The 7,902-nt window shown below is 69.0% G+C and carries 8 protein-coding genes; 3 read left to right on the top strand and 5 right to left on the bottom strand.

Annotated elements, in window-relative coordinates; translation table 11 throughout:
• The first annotated feature begins 102 nt into the window (after nucleotides 1-102).
• Both KBY78_RS14025 and KBY78_RS14020 read left to right on the top strand, forming a co-directional pair.
• Nucleotides 103-798, top strand: coding sequence for a superoxide dismutase (locus tag KBY78_RS14025; protein ID WP_255144100.1), 696 nt, complete (start codon nucleotides 103-105; stop codon nucleotides 796-798).
• Nucleotides 799-830: 32 nt separating this feature from the next.
• Nucleotides 831-2,195, top strand: a complete 1,365-nt coding sequence (locus KBY78_RS14020) for a 1-acyl-sn-glycerol-3-phosphate acyltransferase (RefSeq protein WP_255144098.1) — start codon at nucleotides 831-833, stop codon at nucleotides 2,193-2,195.
• A gap of 14 nt (nucleotides 2,196-2,209) precedes the next feature.
• Here KBY78_RS14020 and KBY78_RS14015 read toward each other — a convergent pair whose 3' ends face one another.
• From KBY78_RS14015 to hpf, 5 genes are read right to left on the bottom strand one after another with little or no spacing between them, the layout of a single operon-like run.
• A complete protein-coding gene (locus tag KBY78_RS14015; RefSeq protein WP_255144097.1) occupies nucleotides 2,210-3,433 on the bottom strand; it encodes a glycosyltransferase family 4 protein in 1,224 nt (407 codons plus the stop codon).
• A gap of 27 nt (nucleotides 3,434-3,460) precedes the next feature.
• Nucleotides 3,461-4,861, bottom strand: a complete 1,401-nt coding sequence (locus tag KBY78_RS14010; protein WP_399215933.1) for an MFS transporter — start codon at nucleotides 4,859-4,861, stop codon at nucleotides 3,461-3,463.
• Nucleotides 4,862-4,874: 13 nt separating this feature from the next.
• Nucleotides 4,875-5,705, bottom strand: a complete 831-nt coding sequence (locus tag KBY78_RS14005) for a DNA repair protein RecO (protein WP_399215936.1) — start codon at nucleotides 5,703-5,705, stop codon at nucleotides 4,875-4,877.
• On the bottom strand, nucleotides 5,702-6,382 hold the full coding sequence (deoC, locus tag KBY78_RS14000; RefSeq protein ID WP_006171894.1) for a deoxyribose-phosphate aldolase: 681 nt from the start codon (nucleotides 6,380-6,382) through the stop codon (nucleotides 5,702-5,704). The genes KBY78_RS14005 and deoC overlap by 4 nt, the downstream gene beginning before the upstream one ends.
• A 28-nt stretch (nucleotides 6,383-6,410) precedes the next feature.
• The gene (gene hpf / locus KBY78_RS13995; RefSeq protein ID WP_006171893.1) at nucleotides 6,411-6,998 is read right to left on the bottom strand and encodes a ribosome hibernation-promoting factor, HPF/YfiA family; all 588 of its coding nucleotides are present in this window, start codon (nucleotides 6,996-6,998) and stop codon (nucleotides 6,411-6,413) included.
• Nucleotides 6,999-7,051: 53 nt separating this feature from the next.
• Here hpf and lipB point away from each other — a divergent pair, with 53 nt between their 5' ends.
• Nucleotides 7,052-7,729, top strand: coding sequence for a lipoyl(octanoyl) transferase LipB (lipB, locus tag KBY78_RS13990; protein ID WP_255144095.1), 678 nt, complete (start codon nucleotides 7,052-7,054; stop codon nucleotides 7,727-7,729).
• Nucleotides 7,730-7,902: the final 173 nt, after the last annotated feature.

Raw genomic sequence — 7,902 nt, 5'->3', positions numbered from 1 at the left:
GATCGGCCGGCCGATCAGCGCCGCCGCCGATCCAGCTGCCGCCTTTGCGGCCTGCTGCGCCGAGCTGTCCATACTTGGCCTGTGATCACACGGGCCGAACCGATGCGACGGATCCTTGCCGCTCTGGTGGCCCTGCCGCTGTTGGTGCTGCTGCTCTGGCCCGGCCATGGGGCCTGGGCGGCGGCGCCAGCCTTCACGCTCCCGGCGCTTCCCTATGCCGCCAATGCCCTGGAGCCGGCGATCGATGCCACCACGATGACGATCCACCACGACCGTCATCACCAGGCCTACGTGGACAACCTCAACGCTGCCGTGGCCAGGGATCCGGCCCTGAGGGGCCTTGATCTCGAAGAGCTGCTGGCGCGGGCTTCTGGAGCCCCGGAGGCTGTGCGCAACAACGCCGGCGGCCACTGGAACCATTCGTTTTTCTGGGCCTCGCTCACCCGGCCCGGACAGGGAGGTGAGCCCAGCTCAGCCTTGCAGGAGGCCCTAGTCCGCGACTTCGGCTCGATCGAGCAGTTCCGTGCTGCCTTCCGGGCTGCGGGTCTGGCTCGCTTCGGCTCGGGCTGGGTGTGGCTGATCACTGATTCGGAGGGCAAGCTTCAGGTGGTCTCCACCCCAAACCAGGACAATCCCCTGATGGACCTGGCTCCGGTGGGCGGCACGCCCCTGCTGGCCAACGACGTCTGGGAGCACGCTTACTACCTCATGTACCAGAACCGCCGCGCCGACTACCTCGACGCCTGGTGGTCCGTGGTCGATTGGTCGGTGGTGTCCGATCGCTATGCCACCCGCTAGCGCCTCCCCTTATCGCCGCCCACTGACCACCGATGCCCCGCGCAGGGATCCAGGCCGCCCAACCGGCTCTTCGCTTCATCCCGCCGGACTACAACCGCTGGGTGCACTGGCTCTGCCGGGCAGCTTTGCCATGGCTGTTGCGCTCCCGGGGTCTGGTGCACTTCGAGACCAGCGGCAGCGAGAGCCTCGCCACCCTGTTCGCCGAGGCCCAGAGCGGCCGCAGTCGCTTGCTGATTGCCTTCCGCCATCCCAGCACCACCGACCCGCTGGTGATGGCCCAGCTGCTCTGGCGGGAGGTTCCCCGGGCGGCCAGACGCCATGGGCTGAGCCTGAAGGCCCCGGTTCACAGCCAGTTTCTCTACGACCGCGGTATTCCCCTCTGGGCGGGGGATGCCGCTGGCTGGATCCTCTCCAAGCTGGGCGGCATCCCGATCCAGCGGGGCAAGCTCGACCGCCTCGCCCTCAAGACGGCCCGCGACCTCTTTGCCCACGGCCCCTTCCCCCTGGCGATCGCCCCGGAGGGGGCCACCAACAACCACGGCGAGCTGCTCAGTCCCCTTGAGCCCGGTCTGGCCCAGATGGCCTTCTGGTGTTGTGAGGATCTGGCGGCGGCTGGGCGCCACGAGCGGGTGCTGATCGTGCCGATCGGCCTTCAATACTTCTCGACCAGCGACGACTGGGGAGCGATCGATCGCCTGCTGGGGCGCCTGGAGGACCTGCTCGGCCCCTCCACCGCCACAGTGGCAGCAAGCTCAAGCGCCGTCTCCGAGCTGCCCGCCGACCCCGATCAGGCCCCAGAGCACCGCTACCAACGGCTGATTGCCCTTTCCGAGCAGCTGCTCACCCTGCTGGAGGGGTTCTATCAACTCCGTGACGCTGGTCCAGCGGCTGATTTCTTCGAGCGGCTGAGCCGGCTGCGGGACCACGCCCTGGCCGTGGCCGAGGACCACTTCCAGCTCTCCCCCAGGGGCAGCGTCATTGAGCGCTGCCGCCGCATCGAGCAGGCGGCCTGGGCCTGCATCTACCGCGACGACCTGGACGAACTCTCTGAAGTGGAGCGCAGCCTGGCCGACTGGTCGGCGCAGGAAGCCGACATCCGGATGGGCCACATGCGCCTGGCGGAGCACTTCGCCACATTGAGCGGCTCCTACGTGGCCGAGAAGCCCAGCATCGACCGCTACGGAGAGGTGTTGATGATCCTGTGGCGGGCGGTCGCCTGGATCCGTGGCCGCGAGGAGGAGCGTCCGCCCGCTCTCGGCCCCTGGCGGGTGCGCATGGCGGTGGCGGAGCCCATTGATGTGCTTGAGCGCAGTGGTGCCTACCGCCGCGACCGCCGCGGGGCCGTGGAGCGGCTCACCACTGAGCTGCGCGAGCGGCTGGAGGCGGCGATCGGCTAAGGCAAGGCTGAGGCTCAGGCGGCGAGGCTGCCCTGGGGCACGAGCTCGGCGTAGAGCTGCTCAAGCTGCTCGATGTTCCTGGCCAGGGTGTAGCGCTCCAGGACCCGCTCCCGGGCGCGGCGGCCCAGCTCGGTGGTCAGCACCGGCTGGTCGCGCAGAACCGGAAGCAGCGTACGCAGCTGGGTGGTCACGCCCTGGGTGCTGATCACGATGCCGGCCCCTCCCTCCAGAACTTCGCCGTCGGCGCCGGCATCGGTGGCCACGCAGGCGGTGCCGCTGGCCATCGCCTCCAGCAGGGCCAGGGAGAGCCCCTCCACCAACGAGGGCAGCAGGAAGACATCCGCCGCCTGCAGCAGGGCTACCCGTTGCTGCAGGTTCGCTTCGTAGCCCCACCAGAGCACGTCGTGCTCGTCGCTGTTGCCCTGCAGGGCCTGACGCAGAGGGCCATCTCCGACGATCACCAGCAGGCAGCCAGCCGGCCGCACCAGCCGCCAGGCGCGCAGCAGGGCTTCCACGTTCTTCTCGGTGGCCAGCCGTCCCATGTAGAGGAAGAGGCGGCGCTGGCCCAGGCGGGCTCGAAGGCTGGCCAGTTCCCGTGAGGGTGCTGCCGGGTCGGGGGGGCACCACAGGCCGGGATCGACCCCGTTGGGGATCACCGCCAGCCGCTCCTCGCGCACCCCCAGCCGCGCCAGCACCTCGGCCTGCAGCTCGGAGAAGACGATCACCCGATCGAAACGAGCCAGGGTCGGGGCGTAGAGCTGGTAGGTGAGCTGCTGAGTTCCGGCGGTGATGTTGCGCAGGCCGGCATCAAAGGCGGGATGGAACGTCGCCACCAGCGGCACTCCCAGGTGCTGGCAGAGATCCGGCAGGCGGAAGTCCAGGGGGGAGAGGGTGAGGCTGGCGTGAACCAGGTCGGGGCGCAGGCGCTCCAATGATTCGCGCAGCTCCCGCTGAGCTCCCGGCGAGGGAATCGTGTAAACCTGGGACTTCACCAGGTAGGGCAGCGTCACATCATCCGCCCCAGTCCTGGCGGGATCCGTTGGGACAGGGCTGCTGGGTTGGCTGCCCTCCACCTGTTGGCCCGTATCCCAGGAGCGCCCCAGGCCGGCGGCGGGGGTGTCGAAGTGGATGAAACTGACCTGATGGCCGTGTTGCCGGAGCCGCTCGGTGGTGGAGAGGCTGTAGGTGACGTTGCCGCAGAAAGGTGACTTCTTGCCCAGCCAGGCGATGTGGGCCAACGCTTCAGGCCTCGTCCTTGGGGAACGCTAGCAGCGCTGCCAGGGCTTCTCGATCAGTATCGCGATCATGGTGATCGCGGCCAGTCCCCACAGCACCGGCATCAGTCCATAGCGGCTCACCACCGCTCCAGCCAGCACCAGGGGCAGGCTGAGCGCCACGTTGATCAGGTTGTTCTGCAGGCCGAAGACCTTGCCGCGCATCGCTTCGGGGGTGTCGTCCTGGATGGTGGTCTGCGATGGGATCGCGACCAGCGCCGCGCCGATGCCGAGCAGGCCGCAGAGGCCGAGGGTGAGCCACAGGCTGCCTCGGCCCTGGCCGAGCAGCACCAGACTGAGGGCAATCAGCGCCAGGCCGGTGGAGGCCATGCGCCGGCGGTTGAGGCCCTGGCCCAGCTGGGCCACGCCGAGGGCGCCGCAGGCCATGCCCACGCCACTCATGGCCAGCAGGGTGCCGAAGCGGGTGGGGCCCAGCCCTTCGATAGCCGAAGCCAGGCTGATGGCCAGCACATAGAGGGCCGCCAGGATGCTGTACAGCAGCACAAGCTGCAACAGGGCCCGCCGCACGCTGACCCGTTCGCGCAGCACCTCGATGCCCTCGGCGATCTCATTCCAGACGCTGGTGCCCCGCTCCACCCGCTCCGGCTCCTCCATCCGGATCGTGCTGATGCACAGGGCCGCCAGCCCGTAGCAGAGCGGCAGCAGCACGAATTCCCCGCCACTGATGCCGATCCCCCTGAGGCTCGAGCGCAGCAGCCGCAGCACTGGGTCGCCGAGGGCGAAACCAACGATCGTGGCCCCCATGCTGGTGGCCTGATAGAGCGACATGGCCGCGAGCATGCGTGGTCTCGGGACCAGCAGAGGGATTGCCGCCTGCTCGGCGGGCGCGAAGAACTGGGTGAGCACCGACTCCAGGAAGGTCATGGCCACCAGGCCCCAGTAGCCCCAGCTCAGCCCCAGCCACTGGGGCCCGGGCAGCAGCGCCAGAGGGGCCAGCAGGGCGAGTCCGGCCCGCAGGCCGTTGGAGGCCACCATCACCTGGCGCTTGGGCCAGCGGTCGGCCCAGACACCGGCCACGGTGCCCAGCACCATCGCCGGCACGGTGTTGGCCACATAGATCCCCGTGGCCAGCAGGGTGATCATCTGGGCGCGGGTTTCCAGATCGAGCCGCAGGCTGGCTGCCGCCTCGGCCAGCACCATGTTGTTCTGGGGGGTGTCCGTGACCCAGTACTGGGCGATCAGGAACACCATCAGCACGATGTAGAACTTGTCGGCCAGCTGGGAGAAGATCTGCCCCAGCCAGAGCCTGCGGAAATCGGGGAGGGCCAGCACGGCCTGCAGCCCGTCGGTGCGTGAGCCGCTGCCCTCCGCAGCGGCCGGGCGGGTGTCCTCGGAAGGGTCCGGAGGGGGCGTGGCGGTCGGCCGGGACAATCCGCTCCAGGTGTCAGTCGTTCGGCGGCAATGATGGCGCAGCGCCAAGGTGTCCCTGAGCCTCGGCGCCGAAGCAGCCCTTCAGCAGGCGCAGGGCTTTCCCCCGGCGGCCGAGGTGCTCCTGGCACCACACCTGCACCAGCTCCAGCAGCCGCAGCCAGACCCAGGCCGGTCCCATCAGGGTGCCGTCGTGGCAGCGGGGGAGACCGGGCCGTGGCAGCCGTTGCAGCAGGGCCAGCTCGGAAGCGTTCAGCACCAGCATCGCCCCGGCCAGCGCGCCGATCACCAGCCCCTCACTGGGCAACAGGCTGCAACGCCAGTCGCGGTTGCCCAGGGGAGGGGCCAGGGGCTCGCCGCTGCGGGCACAGCGCTGGAGCGGCAGCCCGTAGCCCCCCAGCGCCAGAAGGTGCACGTGCCCCTGCACGGCGATGGCCAGCGCTTCGAGGTTGTCCTGGCGCTCGGACACCACCAACTCCAGGCGGCGCAGCTGCAGGGTGAGGTCGCCGAGGGCTCCGGCCACCCCATCCCCGTCGGGCACCAGGCGCAGGCAGAGCTCCGCCAGCGACTGGGCGGCGGCGAGGGTTTCCAGGCGCTGTCCCAGCTGCCCGACGCTGTGGATGACCCGGAGCTGGCGCACCCGACGCAGGCCGCGGCCACCGCCGACCTGGAGCCGCAACTGGGACAGGGGCACCGCCGCCGCTAGGCTGCTGCGGGGGCGCCGGGCCCCCGGCACCGCCAGGCGGCTGAGGCCACCGTCTTCGCTGAGCAGGGTGAGCAGCCGGTCGTGCTCCCCGAGGGGGCCGCATTTCAGCGAGAGACCCTCCAGCGATTCCTCGGGCATCAGGCCGGGGCGCGCAGGGCCTCAATCAGGGCCACGCCGCGGCTGGTCCCAAGGCGTGTGGCACCGGCGGCCACCAGATCCAGGGCCTGCTCCAGCTCGGCAATGCCACCGGAAGCCTTGATTCCCGCCCGCCCCCGGGCCAGCTCGCGCAGGTGGGCCACCTGCTCCGGCGTCACGGGTGGTCCGAAGCCACTGCCGGTCTTGAGATAAGCGGCTCCCGCATCGATCGAGGCCTCCACCAGCAGCTCCAGGGCGGCGGGATCCAGCCTGCCCACCTCCTGGATCACCTTCACCGGCAGGCCGAGTTCCACGATCGACCCCAGCTCCTGGTAGATCGAGCTGCCATCGCCATCGGCGAGGGCGCCGAAATCGGGCACCACATCGAGTTCGTCAGCGCCCGCGCTGGCGGCGGCCTCCGCTTCCGCCAGTTTGATCGAGGCCGGCACCGCGCCGAAGGGGAAGGCCACCACAGCCACCAGCTTGACGGCACCAGGAGCCCCGAGACGTTCGCGGGCGGCAGCCACCCAGCGGGAGGAGATGCACACTGCTGCAAAGCCGTAGTGCCGCGCCTGATCACAGGCCTGATGCACGCTCTCGAGGCCCCGGTGGGGATCAAGAAGGGCATGTTCAATCAGTGGGGCCAGATCGGGCAGGGGCGCCCTGAGCCTTGAATCACGCATCACCGGGGCTGGGGGGATTCAGGACGGGTCAGGATTCCTTCGGCTGGATCACACCGAATCCACCATGGTTGCGGCGATACACCACCTGGAGACCACCGCTGGATTCCTCACGGAACACATAGAAATCGTGGTCGATCAGCTCCAGCTGGTGCAGGGCCTGATCCAGGCTCATCGCAGGCATCGAGAAGTACTTGCGGCGCACGGCCGGGACCGGCAGGGCCGGCTCCCGGTCGCCGATCAGATCATTGGGAAGAACTCCTTCCAGGCTGGGCTGTTCGGTATCGTCGCCTACGTTTGCTGGGGATCCGGCTCCGTGATGATTGCTGAGGCGATCTTTGTAGCGGCGCAGCTGACGGCTCAGCTTGCCCGCCACCATGTCGATGCTGGCGTAAAGGTTCTCACTGCGTTCCTGGGCACGAATCACCACTCCATTGGCAAAGACCGTGACCTCAGCGGTCTGTTGAGCCACCCTGGGGTTGCGCGCCACGGAGAGATGAACATCGGCTTCTTTGACCAACCCTTCGTAGTGATTGATGGCCCGGCCGAGCTTCGCTTCCGTGTAATCGCGGATCGCCGGTGTGACATCGAGATTGCGGCCGTGAATCAACAGCTTCATCGAGCAGTCCCTTCGCTTGTCGTTCCGATCCAACTGTAGGAAGCCGTTCGCGCATGACTCCGGCCCTCGACGCAATCCTTGTTGAACCACCTCTGCCCGTGCCCTTTGACCAGGCCTGGGCCTGGCAGCGGGAACTGCAGGGGCGGCTGCTGCGCGACCCCGATGGCCCCGAAGCCCTGCTGCTGCTGCAGCACACCCCCTGTTACACCCTGGGCCGCGGCGCCAGCGAGCGGTTCCTGCGCTTCGATCCCGCGTATCCCCCAGCCCCCCTCTTCCGCATCGACCGCGGCGGGGAGGTGACCCACCACCTCCCCGGCCAGCTGGTGGCTTACCCGGTGCTGGCTCTGCAGCGCCACGGCGGCGATCTCCATCTCTACCTGCGCGATCTGGAGGCGGCAGTGCTGGAGGTGATGGCGGCCCTCGGGCTCAGGGGAGAGCAGCTGGAGGGCCTGACCGGTGTCTGGCTGGAGGGGCGCAAGGTGGCGGCGATCGGCGTGGGTGCCCGCCGCTGGATCAGCCAGCACGGCCTGGCCCTCAACGTGACCTGCCCGCTGGAGGGCTTCAGCGCCATCGTCCCCTGCGGATTGAAGGGTCATGGGGTGACGCGCCTGAGCGACTGGTGCCCAGGGCTGACCACCGCCACGGTTCAGACCCTGCTGCGCCAGGCCCTGGCACGGCGGTTCGGGTTGGGGCTCCGGCCACCGAAGCCCACGGAACTGCTCTGGCGGTGATAAGCCTGGGCCACGCTCAGGACGGGACCATGGACGGCAAAGCCTCGATCCTCTGGTCGGGGGACCGGCTTGATGAGCAGGCCCTGGCCCAGCGCGACGACTGGCGTGGGCTGCAGGGGCTGGAGGGTCTCTGGGCGATCCTCGCCCAGCGCCATGGGGAGGCGATCGCCCTC

Source organism: Synechococcus sp. EJ6-Ellesmere, assembly GCF_024345875.1.
GTDB classification, from domain to species: Bacteria; Cyanobacteriota; Cyanobacteriia; order PCC-6307; family Cyanobiaceae; genus Regnicoccus_A; species Regnicoccus_A antarcticus.
Note: the sequence above shows the minus strand (reverse complement) of the source record. Positions and strands in the feature narration are given on the sequence as shown.

Excerpts from the sequence above, each read along its gene's own strand:
- deoC (WP_006171894.1), bottom strand. The coding sequence starts at position 6,382 with ATGCGTGATTCAAGGCTCAGGGCGCCCCTGCCCGATCTGGCCCCACTG.
- hpf (WP_006171893.1), bottom strand. The coding sequence starts at position 6,998 with ATGAAGCTGTTGATTCACGGCCGCAATCTCGATGTCACACCGGCGATC.
- KBY78_RS14020 (WP_255144098.1), top strand. The coding sequence starts at position 831 with ATGCCCCGCGCAGGGATCCAGGCCGCCCAACCGGCTCTTCGCTTCATC.
- KBY78_RS14025 (WP_255144100.1), top strand. The coding sequence starts at position 103 with ATGCGACGGATCCTTGCCGCTCTGGTGGCCCTGCCGCTGTTGGTGCTG.
- lipB (WP_255144095.1), top strand. The coding sequence starts at position 7,052 with ATGACTCCGGCCCTCGACGCAATCCTTGTTGAACCACCTCTGCCCGTG.